Origin of the sequence: Prevotella melaninogenica, assembly GCF_018128065.1 — a bacterium.
Taxonomy (GTDB): Bacteria; Bacteroidota; Bacteroidia; order Bacteroidales; family Bacteroidaceae; genus Prevotella.
Genome location: NZ_CP072359.1, coordinates 242,863 through 263,474 on the forward strand (window position 1 = coordinate 242,863; position 20,612 = coordinate 263,474).

Annotated in this window: 17 protein-coding genes and 2 pseudogenes; 6 read left to right on the plus strand and 13 right to left on the minus strand. The window is 40.5% G+C overall.

Annotated elements, in window-relative coordinates:
• Window positions 1-247 precede the first annotated feature (247 nt).
• Window positions 248-622 (minus strand): hypothetical protein, encoded by a 375-nt coding sequence (locus J5A56_RS01065; protein WP_021672734.1) that lies wholly within the window; start codon window positions 620-622, stop codon window positions 248-250.
• Window positions 623-948: 326 nt separating this feature from the next.
• On the opposite strand from J5A56_RS01065, the gene J5A56_RS01070 reads away from it, so the two are divergent.
• Window positions 949-1,551: an FKBP-type peptidyl-prolyl cis-trans isomerase gene (locus tag J5A56_RS01070; RefSeq protein ID WP_021672733.1), complete on the plus strand. Its 603-nt coding sequence runs from the start codon at window positions 949-951 to the stop codon at window positions 1,549-1,551.
• A 101-nt stretch (window positions 1,552-1,652) separates the two neighbouring features.
• Window positions 1,653-2,741 carry a chorismate synthase gene (gene aroC / locus J5A56_RS01075; RefSeq protein ID WP_021672732.1) on the plus strand — a complete coding sequence of 363 codons (1,089 nt, stop codon included), beginning with the start codon at window positions 1,653-1,655 and terminating at the stop codon, window positions 2,739-2,741.
• 169 nt (window positions 2,742-2,910) lie between these two features.
• Here aroC and J5A56_RS01080 read toward each other — a convergent pair whose 3' ends face one another.
• The gene (locus J5A56_RS01080; RefSeq protein WP_021672731.1) at window positions 2,911-3,462 is read right to left on the minus strand and encodes an isochorismatase family protein; all 552 of its coding nucleotides are present in this window, start codon (window positions 3,460-3,462) and stop codon (window positions 2,911-2,913) included.
• A gap of 435 nt (window positions 3,463-3,897) precedes the next feature.
• Here J5A56_RS01080 and J5A56_RS01085 point away from each other — a divergent pair, with 435 nt between their 5' ends.
• Both J5A56_RS01085 and J5A56_RS01090 read left to right on the plus strand, forming a co-directional pair.
• Window positions 3,898-4,764 (plus strand): GYF domain-containing protein, encoded by an 867-nt coding sequence (locus tag J5A56_RS01085; RefSeq protein ID WP_021672730.1) that lies wholly within the window; start codon window positions 3,898-3,900, stop codon window positions 4,762-4,764.
• Between the two features lie 175 nt (window positions 4,765-4,939).
• Complete coding sequence (locus J5A56_RS01090; RefSeq protein ID WP_021672729.1) at window positions 4,940-5,359, plus strand: hypothetical protein; 420 nt, start codon at window positions 4,940-4,942, stop codon at window positions 5,357-5,359.
• Between the two features lie 174 nt (window positions 5,360-5,533).
• On the opposite strand, the gene J5A56_RS01095 is transcribed toward J5A56_RS01090, so the two are convergent.
• The 5 genes and pseudogenes from J5A56_RS01095 to J5A56_RS01115 form a co-directional block, all read right to left on the minus strand.
• Window positions 5,534-6,508, minus strand: coding sequence for an endonuclease/exonuclease/phosphatase family protein (locus J5A56_RS01095; protein ID WP_036920276.1), 975 nt, complete (start codon window positions 6,506-6,508; stop codon window positions 5,534-5,536).
• A gap of 24 nt (window positions 6,509-6,532) precedes the next feature.
• Window positions 6,533-7,330: a prephenate dehydrogenase gene (locus J5A56_RS01100; protein WP_021672727.1), complete on the minus strand. Its 798-nt coding sequence runs from the start codon at window positions 7,328-7,330 to the stop codon at window positions 6,533-6,535.
• 231 nt (window positions 7,331-7,561) lie between these two features.
• The gene (locus J5A56_RS01105) at window positions 7,562-8,626 is read right to left on the minus strand and encodes a bifunctional 3-deoxy-7-phosphoheptulonate synthase/chorismate mutase type II (protein WP_036920302.1); all 1,065 of its coding nucleotides are present in this window, start codon (window positions 8,624-8,626) and stop codon (window positions 7,562-7,564) included.
• 73 nt (window positions 8,627-8,699) lie between these two features.
• On the minus strand, window positions 8,700-9,869 hold the full coding sequence (locus tag J5A56_RS01110; protein ID WP_021672725.1) for a pyridoxal phosphate-dependent aminotransferase: 1,170 nt from the start codon (window positions 9,867-9,869) through the stop codon (window positions 8,700-8,702).
• 68 nt (window positions 9,870-9,937) lie between these two features.
• Window positions 9,938-10,767 (minus strand): annotated as a pseudogene (locus J5A56_RS01115) (prephenate dehydratase).
• Window positions 10,768-11,411: 644 nt separating this feature from the next.
• On the opposite strand from J5A56_RS01115, the gene J5A56_RS01120 reads away from it, so the two are divergent.
• Together J5A56_RS01120 and J5A56_RS01125 are read left to right on the plus strand one after the other, a co-directional pair.
• A complete protein-coding gene (locus J5A56_RS01120) occupies window positions 11,412-12,362 on the plus strand; it encodes an aldose epimerase (RefSeq protein WP_036920274.1) in 951 nt (316 codons plus the stop codon).
• A gap of 118 nt (window positions 12,363-12,480) precedes the next feature.
• Window positions 12,481-13,350 carry a hypothetical protein gene (locus J5A56_RS01125; RefSeq protein ID WP_021672722.1) on the plus strand — a complete coding sequence of 290 codons (870 nt, stop codon included), beginning with the start codon at window positions 12,481-12,483 and terminating at the stop codon, window positions 13,348-13,350.
• A 108-nt stretch (window positions 13,351-13,458) separates the two neighbouring features.
• Here the strand turns inward: J5A56_RS01125 and J5A56_RS01130 are convergent, their stop codons facing one another.
• From J5A56_RS01130 to J5A56_RS01155, 6 genes and pseudogenes are all read right to left on the minus strand, one after another.
• Complete coding sequence (locus J5A56_RS01130) at window positions 13,459-15,378, minus strand: heavy metal translocating P-type ATPase (protein WP_021672721.1); 1,920 nt, start codon at window positions 15,376-15,378, stop codon at window positions 13,459-13,461.
• A gap of 11 nt (window positions 15,379-15,389) precedes the next feature.
• Complete coding sequence (locus tag J5A56_RS01135; RefSeq protein WP_021672720.1) at window positions 15,390-15,602, minus strand: heavy-metal-associated domain-containing protein; 213 nt, start codon at window positions 15,600-15,602, stop codon at window positions 15,390-15,392.
• Window positions 15,603-16,162: 560 nt separating this feature from the next.
• Window positions 16,163-16,726, minus strand: coding sequence for an AraC family transcriptional regulator (locus J5A56_RS01140; protein WP_021672719.1), 564 nt, complete (start codon window positions 16,724-16,726; stop codon window positions 16,163-16,165).
• Window positions 16,723-18,091, minus strand: a pseudogene (locus J5A56_RS01145) (MATE family efflux transporter). The gene J5A56_RS01140 and the pseudogene J5A56_RS01145 overlap by 4 nt, the downstream one beginning before the upstream one ends.
• 243 nt (window positions 18,092-18,334) lie before the next feature.
• Window positions 18,335-19,459: a UDP-N-acetyl glucosamine 2-epimerase gene (locus tag J5A56_RS01150; protein ID WP_021672717.1), complete on the minus strand. Its 1,125-nt coding sequence runs from the start codon at window positions 19,457-19,459 to the stop codon at window positions 18,335-18,337.
• Window positions 19,460-19,574: 115 nt separating this feature from the next.
• Window positions 19,575-20,522, minus strand: coding sequence for an SPFH domain-containing protein (locus J5A56_RS01155; protein WP_036920295.1), 948 nt, complete (start codon window positions 20,520-20,522; stop codon window positions 19,575-19,577).
• Window positions 20,523-20,612 lie beyond the last annotated feature (90 nt).

A 20,612-nucleotide genomic window follows, 5' to 3' on the forward strand; every position in this document is an offset into this window, starting at 1 on the left:
TCGTGCTTACCAACAGCACAACATGTGCTACACATCAGCACCATTTGTGCTGCACATAAGCACATAAGTAGAAGATGGTAAATAAGCTGCTCTCTCATAAAGAATTAAGGCATAATAAAGAACATTGAACTAACGAAAAAGGTATACAAAACAGCATCTATATCAAAAAAGGCTACAAGTCATTACCTGACTCATAGCCTTCTATCTACCTGTATGAAACCTTCTCTTATGAGAATATGTTGATTTCTTACTTGTTCAAACCGCGGTTGTTCAATGTAACATTGAGAATCTTTACATACTCACGATACTGGCGATCATTCAAAACATAACGCATATAAGAAAGATCCTTCTTAATAGCACTCTGCATCTTAGCCTCACGCTCAGCATTGTCAGCAACAGAAGCATTCATCATCTCAGTTGCGAAAGTGCGGTTAATATCCTCAACAACATCTACCTGATCATAATTGAGGTTCAGCGCACGACTCAAAGCGTATGTGCTTACATTGAATTTATATGCATTTGCGTTTGTAGCTGTGTTGTTGTTATCGTTCTCGTTTGCAGCAAAAGCCATAGTCATACTCATTACTGCTACCACTGTCAATACAATCTTCTTCATATTCATTATCCTTTCTAAATTATTAAAAGCCTCATCATAAGGCTTATTATTATCTTTTATTTTGTAATTAATTTCCTTATTTCGAGTGCAAAGTTACAAGATTATTTACACACAATATAACTATTCATTACATATCATTAAACTTTGCTTATATTTTTGATACACATCAATACATTTGATTTATATCAGTAACAAATTCATCGATTTAACCCATTCTTTCCTAACATACCATATATAATGACACCTCAAAAAGGAAAAACCAGTAATTAATCAGATTATATTCCGTTTTAAATCCTTACCTTTGCACATATAATAATTAGAAATAAAGACAAATGGAGAATAAGAAACATCGACTCATGGTAGTCAGTTACGAATTATACTGTATAGAAAACGGTAAGGAGTACATCATCGAAAAGTCAGACGATATGCAACCTATGCAGCTCTATACAGGCTGCGACATGGCTTTACCTGCTTTTGAACAGGAGGTTGTTAAGTTTGATAAAGACACAGACTTTAAGTTTTCGTTGACAAAGGAACAGGCTTATGGCGAGCGTGATGACAAGAGTGTTTTGGCACTCAACAAGGCTACTTTCTCGCCTAACGGAGTATTTGATACAGAGAATATTTACAAAGATGCTGTCGTACCTTTGCAGAACGAAGAGGGTCAACGCTTCTTAGGTAAGGTTTTAGACATATCAGACGATAAGGTTGCCATTGACCTCAACCACCCTCTCGCTGGCAAGGACTTAATATTCCATGGTCATGTCTTCGAGAATCGCGAGGCAAGCGAAGAGGAAGTAAAAGACTTCTTCGAGCAGATGAAACAGCACCACTGCAGTGGTGGATGTGGCGGAGACTGCGGTAGCGATTGTGGTAATAGCTGTGGTTGCAAAGACCACGAGGAAGGAGAAGGCGGCTGCTGCGGCTGTCATTAAGACAAACTCTTCCTCTCCTATATTATAAGAATAAGGTATATTGAGTATGCAATAACTGCTCAAGCCCATTCTCCTCGAGAACCATTCATAGAGACTTTGTTATGAATACATTCGGACAACTCTTCACACTAACAACCTTCGGTGAAAGCCATGGAGCAGCCGTAGGTGGTGTAGTCGATGGGATGCCAGCTGGTATCACCATCGATATAGACTTCATCCAGCGTGAACTGGCACGTCGCCGACCAGGACAAAGCCATATCACAACGGATAGAAAAGAGGCAGATCAGATAGAACTACTGAGCGGTGTGTTCGAGGGAAAGTCAACTGGTGCTCCCATTGGCTTCCTTGTCCGAAATACGAATCAACACTCAAAGGACTATGAAAACATTCGTAATCTCTTTCGTCCATCGCATGCTGATTATACTTATTTTAGCAAATATGGCATCCGCGACTATCGTGGCGGAGGTCGGTCATCAGCTCGTATTACCCTGTCGCGTGTCGTAGCAGGTGCCTTAGCAAAACTTGTATTGCGTCAGCAGGGTATCAGTATCACAGCTTATACAGAGCAGGTGGGTGATATTCAACTTGAAAGAGATTACCACAGATATGATTTAAATCTCATTGAATCTAACCTTGTTCGCTGCCCTGACCCACAGAAGGCAAGAGAGATGGAAGAACTCATTGCACAGGTGAAGCGTGAAGGCGACACCATCGGTGGTGTTATTTCATGTGTCATCAAAGGTTGTCCTGTGGGCTTAGGTGAACCCGAATTTGGAAAACTTCATGCGCAATTAGGTGCTGCCATGCTTAGCATCAATGCTGTAAAGGGTTTTGAATATGGAGAAGGCTTCGCTGGATCATCATGGAGAGGTAGCCAACAAAACGACACCTTCTTACCTACTGGCGACAATCCGCAGCACCCAATATGCAATATAGAAACCAACCATAGTGGTGGTATACAAGGTGGCATCAGTAATGGTGAGGATATTTACTTCCGCGTTGCATTCAAACCTGTCGCAACCTTGCTTATAGAACAGCAGACTGTAAACATTGAAGGGGAAGCCACAACAATGGATGTTCATGGTCGACATGACCCTTGTGTCTTACCACGTGCAGTACCCATTGTCGAAGCTATGGCGGCAATGACAATACTTGATGCTTTGCTGATAAGCAAAACTAATAGACTTTAGACATATCGATTCGTTTATACTTGCTATCAATCGCAACTCATAAAACAAAATTAGAAGGGGTTAAATCCATTCTTCTCAAGCTAACAATAGCAGAGAAAAAGTATGGACTTAACTCCTTCTAATTTCTATATACTCTTTTCCTTCTAATGAAGTTAAGTTTAGTACTCTTTTATTTCAGGCTTTCCACAAAAGCACTTAATGCAGCCCCTCCATCTAAAGAAGGTGAATAAGACTCAAGAACGTTGAGCTTTACACCCTCGAAAAATGCCTTTATGTCTTTTGCGGTATTCAACACACAGATATCGCCAGCCAATCCACAGATATCTATCTGATCTATTTTCAACGCCTTAATCAACCGAGCGAGAATATCTGCTGACGCATTATTTTGCATGATAGAATACTCGTCCTTATCAATGCTATCACCCTTATATAATAAGGTGAAGCCACCCTTTGACTCGTTAAGAGCAACCAATAACAACTCCCAGATTGCAGCACCAACCGAATGTTGCACACAATGACGAGGCCATTGTCCACCCTCCTCAGCAAAAGAGCAGTGATGATAAGGATGCCAATCGGACGTGGCAATCTTCACAATATACTCATCACCATGTTCCTTCACATACGTAGCAAGTGCATCCATCGCCTCCGCAGCACCTCCCACAGGGAGTGTACCAGTAATGAAGTCCACCTGTGGGTCGACTATTAACAATAGCTTTTTCATATTTTATTGTCCCTTTAAACAATCAGAACTAATAGTTTCATTATCTATATTACAAAGCTAACAGAACATAAACAGTAGCTTTATAATATCAACGTTAATACGCTACAAATATTTTCTGAACACACCAAAAGTTATATAAAAACAGTGCTATATAAGCGATGTATCACCATTCTATTCTTAAGTTTCTATACTTGTGCGTTGTCTGGTTCTATCTCGTGAGCATCTACTTCTACGACTCCACGCTTAACATGACCATCATAAGTAACGAAGTAAAGTCCTATATAGCTATAAAGCCACCTGTAAAATTAAAAAAGAAAGCAACTCCTTTGCCAGTTCAGAAATAATATTTAACTTCGCACTGAACAAACAGGTAGGGTGATTAATAGATACCTAAATAAGAGGAATTTCCACCTTTACCATAAAAGAAAGATAAAAATGGAATACTATATCAAGATTAATGAAGAAAAGAGAGGTCCTTATAGCCTCAAAGAATTAGCTGAACGAAAACTGGATGCGACAACGTTAGTGATGCCAATAGACGGCGTAGAGTGGATTCCTGCCAATCAGATAGAAGAGCTTCGCACACTCCTTACGGATAAAGATACTACCAACAACTCTGAAAAAACAGAAGACATACCTTTTGTTGAAGCAAGACCCATTATACAAGCTACACCACAAGAGGAAACCCAGCAGCCGCAACCAACACCAAAGAAGAAAAGCCATATGGGCTGCTTCATTGGTATTCTGATTACAATCATTGCCTTGGTTGCAGTCATGATTGTTACTTGTCCAAAGACAGAGCAACACAAGGAAGTACTCTCTACTGTTATCACCGCTACTGTGAACGATGCTGTAAATGATAATGATAATCTTACAGGCAACACCTTCATCGATAATGCTTTCAAAACAGTCAGCAACGCCTTTGCTGGTAAGGTGATTGAGGCTGCAGTTGATAACCTCGTCACAGTCGACAACTACATTGTATGTTCATTGGGTAAGGTACACTACGATGGAAAGGATCATATCGTATCTTTAGGTGTATTCGGGCATATCTTTACCGTAGATGAAGATGACCTTCGGGAAGCTGCAGAGCTGTATTACAAGAAGGAAGAAATCAACATGAAGGAACAACTTAAGAAGAAAGCACAGAAGATGTTGCAGGAAAATATTATTGCCCCTGCAGCCTCAGCTATCGAAGGACTATTAGGAAGTGCTATGGACGGTCTTCTTGATGAAATCGGTTTAGATAATCAACCCTCAAAATCAAGTAAGAAAAAGACTTTGGAAGCTGACTCTATCTAAGTAAAGATTGGACTCTCAGATAACAAGATAACTGACTTATAGGTGGATAATAATGCAAAAGATAGTTGTTAAAAAACAATATTTCTACATAAAAGGAAAGGTTTTACATATTATCTTTTGCATGTAAACAATATTTTATATACATTTGCACAATTAATTTAAATAGAATACAAGTATGAAGAAATTATTTTTTTTAGGATTAATAACGTTGTCTTTTGTATCTTGTGCCTCTTCTTTTAATAATGAAAAGATTGACACTCTGAAGGAGCAGCAGAAGGTGCTCAAGATGACTACAGAGTTGAACAAACTGCAGTTAGATTACGAAAAAGAGAAGGCAAACAATGTCGAACTCAGTAAGAAAGCAGCTGATATCAATGTTGAAGCAAACATAGCTACAACAGAATTCAACACAACCAACGCATCAAGCACTGTTAAGGATGCAAAGAGCACTATCAAGCGTCTGAAAGAAGCTAAGTCTATCAACAAGAAGTTGGCTAAGAGTCAGAAGACCCTTACAAAGATGGAAAAGAAGATTGCTAAGCTTCAGGCTAAAATTGATGATTCAAACAAACGAATCAAGTTTGTTAATAACTAATAGCCGAAGACAGTATTAAATCATAAGTTCAAACACTACCTTTTTCACCGAGAAGGGTAGTGTTTTCTTTTTTTATTCACGAAGATAAATTTTTATTTTCATGAAAGTAAATATTTATTTTCATGAAGAAAAATATTTTTTTTCATGAAAATAATTCGGAAGAGAGCGCAAATATCAATGCAGAAGATGTAAAACAAGTGGTAAATGGTCGCTAAATCCATTATTAAAACGCATACCATTATAATTACGGCGAGGCTTTACTCCGCCGTATTTTGTATCTTTTTCTAATAAGAACGGAGCATCATTGACACGGCAATCCTTTACCCATGAGCAAAGATTCTCACTTACAAGTATTTGGTCCAGACTCCCCCATTCTCCGTGATAACGATAAGTACCCCTTGCTCCATTGTGCCCATGTGCTCCCGTAGCTACATTGAACAACCCATGTTCATAAGCAAACTGTAACGAAGGACTATCTGCATAATCATTAAAATCCCCCATCACCAATATTTTGGGGTCTAAATATTTGTCACGAACGGAGTCTATTGCATTGCACAAACGTTCCATCACGTGTTTGCGAAAGGGTCGCGAATAAAGTTCACCACCCATACGGCTCGGTGCATGGAGCAGAAAGATGTGTAACGTATCGCCATTTTCTATTTCCCCTTCTACGTGTAGGATATCTCGTGTTGGGCGCATCTCACTTAGAGGTAGTACACGAATTGTATCAGCTTTTATCAATCGGAAGGAGAAAGGGGAATACAATAACGCTACATCAATACCACGAACATCATCGGAAGCAGTCATTACATATTCATAGCGAGCCTTACGTAACAAAGAACGACGAGTCAAATCAAAGAGTACACTATCGTTCTCAACCTCGCATAAACCCACTATATCAGGCAGTGTCCAACCGCTACTATCCTCACCACAAGAAATAATTGTCTGCCCTATTCTATTTAGTTTCTGCCAGTACTTAGTACGTGTCCAATGGCGAGGAGAGTCTGGCAGAAACTCATAATCATTCTTTAACGTATCATGCCGAGTATCAAACAAGTTCTCAGCATTGAGTTCAACTATCGTCAAACGAGTTTGAGCCATTGACAAGAAAGAACTCAACAGAAGCAAAAAGGTTAACCAGATGCGCATAAATTTCAGGGATGTAGAAAAGTTTTATTGTTTCTTTATCTCAATATCACGTGCCACATGATTACGTATTTTGGTCAGATAAGCTTTCATTCCAGCAGCATCTTTTTCGTCGATAATCTGCATCAACTCCTTTAACTCTGTACGAATCTGTGCCACCTGATCATAGGTATAAGGATTGAAGAGTATCTCTTGAAGCAGATAATCGTCTTCATTCAGAACCCCCTTAGCAATACGCATGTGTCGTTTGAAGGTTGTTCCCGGTGCATCTTGATGCTTCATCACAGCAGCAAAGACAAAGGTTGACACGAACGGAATACTCAATGAATAAGCCACCGTCTTGTCATGTTCCTCAAAACTATACTCATAAATATTCAGCCCCAGTCTCTGATAAAGGTCCTTAAAAAAGATTCGCCCCATATAATCACCTTCACTGATAATGATAGCATTCTCTTCACTCAGCTGATTGAGGTTAGCAAAGGTAGGACCAAACATAGGGTGTGTGGAGACGTAAGGATGACCACAATGGTCATACCATTCCTTCAAGCCTGTCTTCACTGAACTAATGTCTGACAAGACACAGTCTTTCGGCAATACTGGTAGTATCTCTTCAAAAGCAGATATTGTATATTTCACTGTCACAGCATTGATAACAAGCTCTGGTTGAAAGGCTTTCACTTCCTCCGAACTTGTAAACCTTTGACAATTATATGTATAGCGAAGTCGGCGTGCATCTTTCTCGTATGCCGCTACTTCATGGTCGAAACTAAGCAGGTCGATGAAAAAACTTCCCATCTTACCTGCTCCCATAATCAGTATTTTCATGTTTTTGGGTGTTGGGTGATGAGTGTTGGGCGATGATGAATTGTAGTGTTGGGTGATAAATGATAGGTGGTGAGTGATGGGTGTTGGGTGTTTACGAATTGTAATGGTGGGTGTTAGGTGATGAGTGGTGAGTAAAGAAAAGCATATTTAAGAGGATCCTACATAACGCCATCATATCCCCTTCATCACTATTCATCAACACCTAACACCCAACACCCAACACCTATCACCCTACTTATTCACAATCTCCAACTGCTGACGTACACTCTCTTCATGTATTAACTCAAAGACTTGAGCGGCAAAGTTGGCATCCATACCGCAAAGACTTGCTTGTGCACCACGCTTTTCAAGGATTTCATTATACCTTCCAGCCTGAAGGATAGTCATATTATGCTCTTTCTTAAACGTTCCTATCTCACGACAAATGCGAAAACGCTTAGCAAGAAGTCCCATTAAAGAGTTGTCAAGTTCGTCTATTTGTGCACGGAGAAATCTAAGCTCTTCGGTTGTAGAGGTGTGATCACGCACTACCAAAAGAGACAGAATATAATCCAGAATGTCAGGAGTTACCTGCTGTTCTGCATCACTCCACGCCTTCTCTGGCGTACAGTGGCTCTCAACAATCAGACCATCAAAGCCTAAGTCCATTGCTTGTTGACAAAGTGGTGCAATCAAGTCACGACGACCTCCAATATGACTTGGGTCACAGATAATTGGAAGTCCTGGTATCCTTCTACGCAACTCAATAGGGATCTGCCACATAGGAGCATTCCGATAGATTTTCTTATCATAGCTTGAGAAGCCACGATGGATAACTCCCAAACGCTTCAAACCAGCTTGATTGAGACGCTGAAGCCCACCAATCCATAGCTCAAGGTCTGGATTTACAGGGTTTTTCACCAACACTGGGATGTCCACTCCTCGCAAAGCATCAGCCAAAGCCTGCATAGCAAAAGGGTTGGCAGATGTTCTTGCACCTACCCACAGAATGTCCATGCCATATTTCAAAGCTAATTCAACATGCTCTGGTGTCGCCACTTCGGTTGAAATCATCATGCCAGTCTCTTCTTTCACACGCTTCATCCATGGCAAAGCCATCTCACCATTGCCCTCAAAGCCACCTGGCTTCGTACGTGGTTTCCATATACCAGCACGAAAGATGTGGCATCCTTTCGCAGCAAGGTTATGTGCCGTTGACATCACTTGTTCTTCTGTTTCAGCCGAACAAGGACCTGCAATGACGATTGGTCGTTCCTTATCACTCGGAAGTCGTAAAGGTTCTAAATCTAACTCCATAATCATATATCTTTTATTCTTTCTTTCTTAATTGTTCCCCAAAGGTAATATAAATGATACGAAAAACCATATTCTACCATTCCAAAGCTGCAATACGGTCACGTGCCTTCATCATCATTTCGTCCTTAGCACATAGAGAGATGCGTACATAACGACGACCATTACTTCCAAAGATGAAACCAGGCGTTATAAACACTCGTGCCTCGTGTAGCACACGCTCTGTCAACTGTTCCACATCAGCATACTTCTCCGGTATCTTACCCCATAAGAACATTCCTACTTGAGACTTATTAAAGGTGCAACCTAACAATGTCATTATCTCTTCTGCGATACCTCTACGATGACGATAAACCTCTACATTATATTGCTGATGCCAATCATCAGTATTCGTATTCATTGCTTCTGCAGCTGCCAACTGAATTCCACGGAATGTGCCAGAGTCTATATTACTCTTCACTTTTAGTATCCAAGAGATGAACGTTGGATTGGTTACGCACATTCCTACACGCCAACCCGGCATATTATAAGACTTTGAAAGGGAGTTAAACTCTATACAACAATCCTTTGCCCCGGGTACTTGTAATAGGCTCAACTTCTCCCCTTCATTGAGAATAAACGAATAAGGGTTGTCGTTTACCACAACGATATCATGGCGACGAGCAAAGTCAACTAAGCGTTGATAGGTTTCACGACGAGCATTTCCACCTGTGGGCATATTCGGATAGTTAGTCCACATCAGGCGAACACGGCTCAAATCCATTCTCTCCAAAGCTTCAAAATCTGGCTGCCAATCATTATCTTCCCTCAAATCATAGTTGATAACCTCTGCTCCAAGTAGTCGAGAAAGAGCGGTGTAAGTTGGATAACCGGGGTTAGGAACCAACACCTGTTCGCCAGGATTTACAAAAGCTAAGGTTACATGTAGGATTCCTTCTTTAGAACCAATAAGCGGCTGAACCTCTGTTGTCGCATCAACGTCAACACCATACCATCGCTTATAAAACCCAGCCATAGCCGAACGGAGTTCTGTGGCTCCGATTGTGGGCTGATAACCATGCTCTGTTGCTTGCGTGGCTACCTCACAAAGTTTATCAACAGTTTGCTTTGAGGGTGGCATATCCGGACTACCTATTGCCAAGGAGATAATGTCTTTCCCATCTGCATTCATCTTTGCCACTTCCTTCAGTTTACGTGAGAAGTAGTATTCTTGCACTTCATTCACGCGATTTGCTGGCTGTATCATAGGCAACTAAGTTTATATTGTATCCTTGTGTCTCATCTACTGAGGCATTGCCTCAGTACAACTGACCTCTAATTCTCCTTATACTCTCCCAGATCTTGATACTCTTCACCAAAGGCGTAATGGCATCTATCGACTGACGATAACGTGTGAGATTATCAAAAGTCAGGTCTACATAGAAGAGATATTCCCACTCATGACCAATAACAGGAAGTGATTGTATCTTCGTAAGATTAATATCATAGAAGGAAAGGATGGTTAATACCTTACTTAAAGAGCCTTCTTCGTGCGGAAGAGAAAAGACAACACTTGCCTTATCTACCTCTGTCAAAGGGCGAAGAAAGTCGGCCTTCTGTGGATGACAAGCCACAAGAAAGCGAGTAAAGTTATGTTTGTTATCTTCTATAGAGTCTTCCAAAATCTTCATTCCATAGAGTCTCGCCGCATCAGCAGAGCAGATTGCAGCACAACCACGACATTGATGCTCTACAATATAAGCTGCTGAACCAGCCGTATCTTCCTTTTCTACCGCTTTTATTGTAGGGTGATTGCTAAGAAACAAACGACATTGCATGAGCGCAACAGGGTGAGAGTGAACCTCCGTAATGGTTGACCAGTCGTCATCTGGCAGACAGCAGATACAATGTTTGATGTGCAGACGCTGTTCACCAACAACCGTTGTGCCTGACTTACGAAGAAGGTCATAATTATGTAACAGACTCCCTGCTATCGTATTCTCTATTGCAAGCATGGCAATGGCAGTAGGATCTGCACCCACTTTCTCAAACACCTCTTCAAAGGTGGTGCAACAAGTGAGTTGTACCTGTTCATCGGCAAAAAATGTATGGGCGGCAATATCGTGAAAACTGCCCCTTTCTCCTTGTATAGCTATTCGTTTCATCCGCTTCGTTCGCTTTATAGTTACATCTCCAAAGGTTACTAAACGAAAACGGTCCAACTCATTTTTGAGCGGGACCGTTTCGTTTTATTTTTCTATAATTATATGATTCTCATAAGTTGAAATCTACACGCAACCTCCCGCTTTACAATTATTTGCAAAGTAAAAATAAAAGTAACGGAAAGATACATAAGACATGCTCATATTCTTCAATTTTATTTATATTCGACTGCAAATATATTACTTTTATTTTTTACGACCAAACAATTTAGACAGAAAATAATCTTTTGTTATCTTTTTCTTACGATTTTACTTACATAAAAACCCCTTTCAACCTTATAAAAAAGCCGTAGATTTAAATCAACTTACTATAAAAACAACTCGTGCTCAGCATCTGCACAACTCGTGCATACCATCCGCACAATTGGTGTTTACCATCCGCACAATTGGTGTTAGACCTAAACACATCAGATAAAAATGAAATAAAAGACTCTTTATAGTCATTGATTAGACATAGCAACACACTAACAGCTAACTTGTTTAGGAACTATTTAACACAAATACATTGTAACTTTCTATTAAAAAAAGAAATTCTGAGCAACATATCAACTTTTTTACTATCTTTGCATAAGATAAAAGGAAAAGCTATGAAACAGTTATATGCAATACTGACAGCAACAATGCTTAACGTTGTGCTCTGTTCATACGCACAAGAGCAGAAACAATTCCGACTTGTGAACGGAAATGGTATGGAGGCGATTATCAGCAACTATGGTGCTCGCCTTGTTTCGCTTACTGCCCACAACTGGAATGGTAGATTGGAACCTGTCGTAAAGGGCTATACAAATAAGGAGGAATATAAGAAAGACAAGACCTTAGGAGCTACCCTCATCTATTTTGGTAAAAATAATAATGAGACCCTCTCAGACAAGACATGGGAAGTGGTTAGTTCTGACAACCAGTCAGTTACTTTACGACATGTGACATCAGAGGGAGAGAATGGATTAGAAGGAAAGTTAAACGTTACTGTTACCTATACCCTATCTGACCAAAATGCACTTGACGTAGACTATCGTGTTACAACAACAGCTGAAACAAAGTTGGAAGTTACAAATGGCATCTGCTTTAACCTATCAGGAGAGATGCACCGCTCTATCCTCAAACAACACCTTTGGGTTGATGCCGTTCAGATTAATACTTATAACGCTCAAAGACAGTTGACAGGTGTGCTTCAACGTATAAAAAACACTCCATTCGACTTTACCAAACCAAGAGAGATTGGTGAGCGTATCAAGAGTACGAGTAAAGGATATGACATCGCCTATCAGTTGCGACATCCAGACAACATGCAGAAGGCGGCGGCAATTCTCTTTGATGCACAGAGTGGACGTGCTATGACGGTCTATTCAAGCGAGCCAACACTTAACATCAACACTTATGGTAAGGAGAGTTGCAGTATTTCATTACAGCCAATTCACGCTGGATATAACAGTGGTATGGAGAAGGTAAGTAACGAATTACACCCAGGACAGGTATTCCATAGTGCCACGGTTTTCTTCTTCACAACTGATCCTCCACTGATTATGCGCACGAAATAATACGAAAGAATAAAGAACTTCAGTATTACTCGAAAGCGAATATACCCAGTTTGAAAAAGCACTAATTATCTTTAAAATCCTTGGCAGTTGGCTACCAAATATTTATATTTGCAAGTAAATGAGAAAATATAGTTTCATAATAGCAGCTATTCTCTGCGTACCATTGTATGCACAGAATACCAAAGGGAGTCACAATGGAGACACTTCCAATGTGGAGCCTATAGAGTCGGCACGCCTGCAAGGTCCACGTGAAGCCACAGAGGCTGAGAAGGAGTATGCCAGACGAATGGCTGAAGACCGTGCACAACAGGCACAGATTGACAATAACTTGCCTCTCATTACAGAGAACGGACAAACCATTACACCCAATGAATTCTATTATCCAGCTTGGGGTTATGGTATTGGAGCATGGAGATTACATAAGGGATTGAACATCAACCTTAGTGCTTCAGCCTTTGCAAGCTTTGGTCACGGAAGCAATCATGGTGCAGGCTTCTCACAGGATGTATCATTAATGTATGTAACAAACCTATCAAAGAAGGCTACATTGGCTGTGGGTGGATATGTAAACCATCTTACCTATCGTGGTGATAACTATTTCGTGGGTGGTATCAATGCTGTCTTTGGCTATCAGTTCAATGAACATTGGAGTGCATACGCCTTCGTGCAGAAAGCTTTCACATCTAACAACTTCGGAGATGCCTTTGGTTACGGAGGTTACAGTTCACCTTATTGGGCTGGCTATGGTGGCTTTGGCTATTCACCTTTCGGCTATGGTTATGCTTCAATGGGATATGGATATGGTCCTATGGGATGGGCATACGGAGCAGGAGTTAGTCGCTATATGGACAGGATTGGTGGCGGTGTAACCTATCAATGGGGGTCTCACAATCAGAACTCAGTATCAGTAAGTGTAGAATTCGACCATGTTCCGACACAACATAATGGCTTCTATAATATCAATCGTTATGATTATCCTGTAAGATAAGGAAACAAACAATAAGTTCACATAAAAAGAATAGAGTTTACTATTACCACAGCGCATTCGCTGATAAGTAATTAGTAAACTCTATTTTTTGTTGAAACAAAAGTTGATTTACTTCATCCAGCGCAAGCGCAGACTATTTAATACAACACTAACGCTGGAGAATGCCATTAGAGCACTTGCCCAAGATGGGGTAATCTGCCAATCGATACCAAAAGCGTAAAGCAGACCTGCGGCTAATGGGATACAAACGATATTATAGATAAAAGCCCAAAAGAGGTTTTCCCAAATCATACGTACTGTATTGCGACTCAACTGTATTGCTTCTGGGATAGCAGACAAATCATCTCCCATGAGTGTCACCTGTGCTACATCCATAGCGACATCCGTTCCCTTACCAATAGCAATACTTACATCTGCCAAAGCCAAGGCTTGTGTATCGTTAATACCGTCACCTACCATTGCTACACACTTTCCTTCGGCTTGCAACTTCCTAACAAGATTCTCCTTATCTTGTGGCAACACCTTACTATGATAGTGTTTTATACCAGCCTTTTCAGCCCAATAACGAGCTGCCTCGTCCTTATCTCCACTCATCATATAGACCTCAATCCCCTTCTTCTGCAGCTCATCCATTGCCTCACGAGCATTAGGCTTTAATGTTTCACGCTCTTCAAAAGGAAGGTTATCAGCCTTTGTAAAATCGATGTTCTTATTCGGAATGGTCAAAGTACCAGTCTTATCGGTCACCAACACATCTACCTTACGCAGACTCTCTAAGGCTGCAGCATCTTTAATAAGGATTTGTTTCTGAGCGGCTTTACCAATACCAACCATCAGGGCAGTAGGTGTTGCCAATCCCATTGCACATGGACAAGCAATAACTAAGACGGCAACAGCCGACATGATTGCCTGTGGTAAAGCACTATTCCCTCCTATCAACCACCATAAAAGGAAGGTAACAAGAGCAATACAAGCTACCACTGGAACAAATACTAAGGCTGCCTTATCAACGATTCGTTGGACTGGAGCCTTTGAACCTTGTGCTTCTTGCACCATTTTAATTATGTGAGCTAAGGCTGTGTCCTCACCAACTTGACGAGCACGCATGCGGAACTTACCTTGACTTGGTATTGTTCCTGCCAACACCTTTGAGCCTTTTTTCTTTTCCGCAGGCGTTGGCTCGCCCGTTATCATACTCTCATCAACGTAGGCTGCATCAACTGTCATAAAGCTTTCTGCCCAAATCACCTCACCATCTACAGGTACCTTTTCACCAGGACGAACCTCCAAAACATCCCCAACCTCAATGGTTGAGAGTGGAACCTCCTCTATCTTGTCTCCATCAACGATATGTGCTGTCTTCGGAGCCATACCCATCATCTGACGAATAGAAGATGCCGTACCATCCTTAGCCTTCTCTTCTAACAGTCTACCAGTCAAAACGAAGGTAATAATCATTACTGAAGCATCAAAGTAGGTGTGCCATACAACTCCCCTACTTGCCCATACAGCATCTCCCCAAAACGTATTAAATGTACTGAAAAGAAAGGCAATACCCGTAGACAAAGCCACCAATGTATCCATGTTTGCACTGCCATGACGCAACTGTCTAAACGAAGACACATAGAACTGGCGACCGCAATAAAGCATGTTTGCCAGAGCTATCAATAATGCAACCTGATTGGCAATATCACGAGAACCCAAGTCTATCCATCGCATAGACACACACATCACGGCTACTGAGAACAGCCATGACAACAATGCCTTACGCTTCAACAGGACATATTCACGTTTCTCTATCTCTTCAACAGATGTATCTTTATCAATGACCAAGTCGTAACCAAGCGCATTAATGTCAGCCTTCATCTTCTCAAGTGATATAACATGCGGGTCATAGTCTATCAAAGCAGACCGCCCAGGAAGTGAAACGGATGCAGTATTGACACCTTCCAGTTCGTTCAACCTTCTTTCAACATTGGCTGAACAAGCTGAACAAGCCATACCAATAACTGGAATTGTTTGCTTCATAATATAAACAATTATAGACTCATCTCAAAACGTCCGCTATTGTCTACCGCCTCCTTCAGCTGAGATGGACTAACAAGACTGTCATCATACTCTACTGTAACATCTGCATCTGCAAGATTTGCGTCTGCAGAAACTACACCTGGAATAGTTTTTAAAGCATTCTCTACCGTTGCCTTACAATGACCACACTTCATACCACTTACTGCAAAAACACTCTTCTTCATAATTCTTTCCTTTCTATTACTCTTATAATGTTATAAAATATCTTCTACTTAACACCTGCAAAGTTACACATATATTATTAAAGATGTCTTATAGAATTATGGATAAAGATTATAACTTATCGTATTGCCTCATAAGTAAAGCAAACAATACTATTTAAAGGTGTCCGATTTAGCATATCAAAGGCTGCGAAATATCTTTACACAAATCACACCTCATTCAGTATTAAAACATCAAAAAATCCCCTTAAAACACGCTCTTATAACTATCACGATATCAAATAGTTATAAAAGCGTGTAAGAAGAGGTGCTTATTTAGGGTTCAAAAGGGCGTTAGTAAATTTCTTAAAGGGCATCTTTTAGAAGTCTATTAAGGCTTAATTGCAATGCTATTAACGCCCTATTGAAATTTTATGGGTAAAATATTATTACAAAGAACACTGCTTTACGCCATTAAAACACTCATCTATTACCTCTCTATATACTTCTCCCTCACATCCTAAACATAACAACAATACTAACACTCACCTAAAGAGTATAAGATTATCGTAAACAAGAACTGTTTAAAGTTTATCTAACGGTGTTCGAAGATTATCTTTCATCGCCTTGAATTGACTTGGAGTAATGCCAGTTACTGACTTAAACTGACTGGAAAGATAAGCCACAGAGGAATAATTCATATGAAAGGCTATCTGCGTCAAGGTCAACTCATCATAACGAATAAACTCTTTCACCCGCTCTATACGTAACTCAATATAATATCTTTCGATAGTCTTTCCTTCAACCTCTGAGAAGAGTTTTGAAAGCGCACTATAGTCCTGACGAAGTTCAGATGAAAGATAATCACTAAGATTGGTTGAACTTTGATTATCATGGTAATGTACAAGTCTGATTAAAGCAGACTTGATGTGATCGATGATTTGCTGACGACGATCGTCAAGAAGTTCGAAACCGAGCTCTTTAAGGGCTGTCCGAAGGATAGAAAGTTGGACAGAAGAAGGGTCTTCCTCAATACTAACCTCACCTAATTCAACCTTTTGGGGGTGTAGTCCAACCTGCTGCAAAGTTTGGCTAACAGCCATCTTACAGCGATCACAAACCATATTTTTAATATAAAGTGTACTCATACTGTTGCTTTCTTTGCTGCTGCTTCACGTGAAAACTCACGGAAGGTGTAAATAACAATCGGTACTGTAAGCGTGAAAGAGAGCACGTCACTGACGGCTTGACACATCTCAACACCTAACAGCCCAAAATAAGATGGAAGAATAAATATCAGCGGAATAAAGAACAAACCTTGTCGGGCTGCTGCCAAAATGTTCGCACGCCACGGCTTGCGGCAGGTCTGAGCAAGCATATTGCTTGCCAAAATAAGTGCATTAACAGGGAAAACACAGAGTTGCCATCGCAATGCAACAACACCAATAGCTATCACTTCGGGGTCATCACGGAAGACACCTATAAGCGAATCACTTATCATCCAGCCAACAATAGCTAACACAATAAGGAAAATAGTACCGATAGTAACCGTGAATTATAGGCTTCCTTCAAACGATCATATAAGCCTGCACCATAACAAAAGCCACAGACAGGCTGAAAGCCTTGTCCCAATCCAATGACAACAGCAAAAGAAAGCATTGCTATACGTCCGACAATACTCATTGCAGCAATAGCAGAGTCGCCATAAGCACCAGCTGCTAAGTTTAACGACATAGTGGCAATACAAGCTAAACCTTGCCTCATAAAAGAAGGACTGCCACCATAGAAAATCTCCTTATACATCTGTATTGAAGGCGAAAAATTGCGAAACTTGATAGCAATATTCTCTCCTCTACGTGCCATGAAGAAAAGTATAACAAAAGAAACAATCTGACCTACAACTGTTGCCCAAGCTGCACCACTGACCCCCAAATCACAAGTAAAGATAAAGAAAGGGTCAAGAAGCACATTCAATACAGCACCTATCACAATACCATACATCGCAAAGTTGGCATTTCCTTGTAAACGCATCTGATTGTTTAAGGTAAGTGAAGAAGTCAAGAATGGTGCACCAAGAAGAATAACCTGCATATAGTCTTCCGTGTAAGGAAGAATAGTAGGCGTACTTCCAAGCATCAACGAAAGTGGTGTAAGGAATATTTCACCAAGAATAAGAATGACTAATCCAAAAAGAAAGAGCTAAAAAAGCCTGTTGAAGCCATCTTTACAGCATTCTCATGACGACGTGCTCCCAACTCACGAGAGATATAATTGCCTGATCCATGCCCAAAGAAAAAGCCCATTGCTTGCACAAAAAACATTAGAGAGAACACAACTCCCACTGCAGCAGTTGCTTGCGTGTCAATCTTACCGACAAAGAACGTGTCGGCAATATTGTATAATCCTGTTACAAGCATTGATATAATCGTCGGTATTGCCATTGTGACAATCACACGATGGACCGGAGCTTGTGTCAGAAAAGTATAGTTATCTGTATGTCCATGCATAAGCATTTCATTCTTTTTCCTTAAATACAAAGATAAATAAATAATTCAGATTCAAATTCGTCTTCAATCACAAACCATCGTTCAAAGCCCAGATTTATGATTTTAGTCAAGTCATTTTGCTGAGTACAAGGATTAGAATTTTACAGGGATAGATATCCCCCAATGCCCGACAAAACATATTTATGCCGAACAAGAAGCTTATCTATCCCTGCTTTAAAAGCGTAAAAACGCCCCCAGTATATTATCTAATTAATGACGCTCAAGTAGAATCTGCACAACACGTTCTGCTGAACGACCATCCCAACGCTCTGGAACACCACACTTCTTCCAAGTTCCTGAAACCATATCAGACAACGCCGAACGGAGTAGTTCTGGGTCTTCACCAACCAGAACATTAGAACCAACCTTTGCTGTTTCAATATGCTCGGTATAGCTATTGAGCGTGATACATGGCACACCATTGAATGTTGCTTCCTCAGCAACATTACCAGAGTCTGTAATAATACCCTTAGCATGAGCCGTAAGATAAGCAAACTCAAGATAACCCAATGGCTTCACGATGTGAAGGTTATGCAGTTTAATATTCTTCTTCAAGCTAAGTGCCATGATAACTTGTACAGCTGAGTCACGAAGAGGAGCAATGATTGGCATATCACCAGCAGTCTCACTCAATGCATGTAACATACGCTCAAGATTCTCTTGGTCAGCTAACAACGCCTTACGATTCAGTGTAAAGACAAGATAGTTACCCTCCTTCAAAGGTAAGCCAGCCAACTCGTTGATATCAGAAAGTTTCATACCTTCAATTCGTTCACGGTCATAGCGAATATTATCAATGAGGATATTACCCACCATATAAACCTTCGAGAGTTCTGCACCTTCCTTATTAGCAATGCTGTTGTTGCTAAATCCGGCTGTAAAAAGTATGTCTGAAAGACCATCAATTACCAAGCGATTGATTTCCTTAGGCATCGTAATATCAAACGAACGAGTACCAGCTGCAATATGCGCAAGTGTGATTGCCTGCTTCTTAGTTACAATAGCAGCAGCCATTGTAGAAGCAAGATCGTCTACAACGATAACCACATCGGTTGGATTCTCTTGCAGATACTTCTCAAACTTAGACATCACCTGACCTGTAAGTTCGTTCAAATTCTCACATTCAACACCAAGGAAAACATCTGGTCTACGAATAGAGAGATTTTCAAAGAGCTTATCTTCAAGTGTAGGATCATCCGCACTACCCGCATAGACCAATGAATAAGAAACCTTATGAGAACTATTCTCCTCAGAAAGTCTATTGATTACCCTGATAATTGGTGCAACCTTTATAAAGTTAGGGCGTGCACCACAAAAGATACAAAGTTTTTTCATTCCTTCAAAAACTCACTCCGTAAGCTCCTCTACTGCAAGAGAACCTTACGGAGCAGTCATCTATTTTAGTGTTTATATTTATTGTTCGCAGCAGAAGTGACACTTAATAAGAGAATCACTTAAACATATCTTTAATTCCACCAATAGAACCCATCAGATTACTTGCCTCAAATGGCAGGTAAACAGTCTTCTGATTATTGTTCTGAGCGAGTTCTGTAAGCATCTGAATATACTTCTGTGCAATAAGATAGTTTGCTGGATTCGTGCTCTTTCCAACAGCATCAGTAATCTTCTGAATAGCAATTGCCTCAGCTTCAGCCTTACGAATACGAGCCTCTGCCTCACCTTCTGCAATCAGAATCTGCTGCTGCTTGTTAGCTTCAGCACGGTTGATAGCTGCTTGCTTCTCACCTTCTGACTGGAGAATAGCCGACTGCTTCTGTCCTTCACTGGTAAGAATCGTTGCACGCTTATTACGTTCAGCCTGCATCTGCTTCTCCATTGCCTCCGAAACACTTGCTGGAGGAGTAATATCTTGGAGCTCAACACGATTTACCTTGATTCCCCACTTATTTGTTGCATCATCAAGAACGGCACGCAACTTAGTATTAATTGTATCACGTGAAGTAAGAGTCTGGTCAAGTTCCATCTCACCAATGATGTTACGAAGCGTTGTCTGTGTTAACTTCTCAATAGCATTTGGGAGGTTATTAATTTCATAAACAGCCTTAAACGGATCAATAATCTGGAAATAAAGCAGTGCATTAATCTGCATCTGAATATTATCCTTTGTGATTACATTCTGGCGATCGAAGTCATACACCTGCTCACGCAAATCAATTGAGTTAGTATAGGTATAACGTCCTGCACGCAATGCCACAATATCCTTAGCATGGTCAATGAAAGGAATAATGATGTTGATACCGGGTTGAAGGGTTGCGTAATACTTACCAAGACGTTCAATAATCTTAGTTTCACTTTGTGAGATAATCACAATTGACATCTTGGCAAAAACGAGTGCTAACACAACAATAGCAATTAGCACATAAGCTATCATATCCATAAGCATTAAAGTTTTTGATTTCCTCCACTCGTCTTTTTATCTTAACAAAGGGAGAAATCGAAGGTTATTATTTGTTTTATTTAATTATTA

What these genes read in the sequence shown, in the direction of transcription:
- J5A56_RS01150 (WP_021672717.1), bottom strand. Translation starts at nt 19,459, where the DNA reads ATGAAAAAACTTTGTATCTTTTGTGGTGCACGCCCTAACTTTATAAAG.
- J5A56_RS01065 (WP_021672734.1), bottom strand. Translation starts at nt 622, where the DNA reads ATGAATATGAAGAAGATTGTATTGACAGTGGTAGCAGTAATGAGTATG.
- aroC (WP_021672732.1), top strand. Translation starts at nt 1,653, where the DNA reads ATGAATACATTCGGACAACTCTTCACACTAACAACCTTCGGTGAAAGC.
- J5A56_RS01100 (WP_021672727.1), bottom strand. Translation starts at nt 7,330, where the DNA reads ATGAAAATACTGATTATGGGAGCAGGTAAGATGGGAAGTTTTTTCATC.
- J5A56_RS01110 (WP_021672725.1), bottom strand. Translation starts at nt 9,869, where the DNA reads ATGATACAGCCAGCAAATCGCGTGAATGAAGTGCAAGAATACTACTTC.
- J5A56_RS01105 (WP_036920302.1), bottom strand. Translation starts at nt 8,626, where the DNA reads ATGGAGTTAGATTTAGAACCTTTACGACTTCCGAGTGATAAGGAACGA.
- J5A56_RS01155 (WP_036920295.1), bottom strand. Translation starts at nt 20,522, where the DNA reads ATGGATATGATAGCTTATGTGCTAATTGCTATTGTTGTGTTAGCACTC.
- J5A56_RS01085 (WP_021672730.1), top strand. Translation starts at nt 3,898, where the DNA reads ATGGAATACTATATCAAGATTAATGAAGAAAAGAGAGGTCCTTATAGC.
- J5A56_RS01070 (WP_021672733.1), top strand. Translation starts at nt 949, where the DNA reads ATGGAGAATAAGAAACATCGACTCATGGTAGTCAGTTACGAATTATAC.
- J5A56_RS01125 (WP_021672722.1), top strand. Translation starts at nt 12,481, where the DNA reads ATGAGAAAATATAGTTTCATAATAGCAGCTATTCTCTGCGTACCATTG.
- J5A56_RS01135 (WP_021672720.1), bottom strand. Translation starts at nt 15,602, where the DNA reads ATGAAGAAGAGTGTTTTTGCAGTAAGTGGTATGAAGTGTGGTCATTGT.
- J5A56_RS01140 (WP_021672719.1), bottom strand. Translation starts at nt 16,726, where the DNA reads ATGAGTACACTTTATATTAAAAATATGGTTTGTGATCGCTGTAAGATG.
- J5A56_RS01120 (WP_036920274.1), top strand. Translation starts at nt 11,412, where the DNA reads ATGAAACAGTTATATGCAATACTGACAGCAACAATGCTTAACGTTGTG.
- J5A56_RS01130 (WP_021672721.1), bottom strand. Translation starts at nt 15,378, where the DNA reads ATGAAGCAAACAATTCCAGTTATTGGTATGGCTTGTTCAGCTTGTTCA.
- J5A56_RS01090 (WP_021672729.1), top strand. Translation starts at nt 4,940, where the DNA reads ATGAAGAAATTATTTTTTTTAGGATTAATAACGTTGTCTTTTGTATCT.
- J5A56_RS01095 (WP_036920276.1), bottom strand. Translation starts at nt 6,508, where the DNA reads ATGCGCATCTGGTTAACCTTTTTGCTTCTGTTGAGTTCTTTCTTGTCA.
- J5A56_RS01080 (WP_021672731.1), bottom strand. Translation starts at nt 3,462, where the DNA reads ATGAAAAAGCTATTGTTAATAGTCGACCCACAGGTGGACTTCATTACT.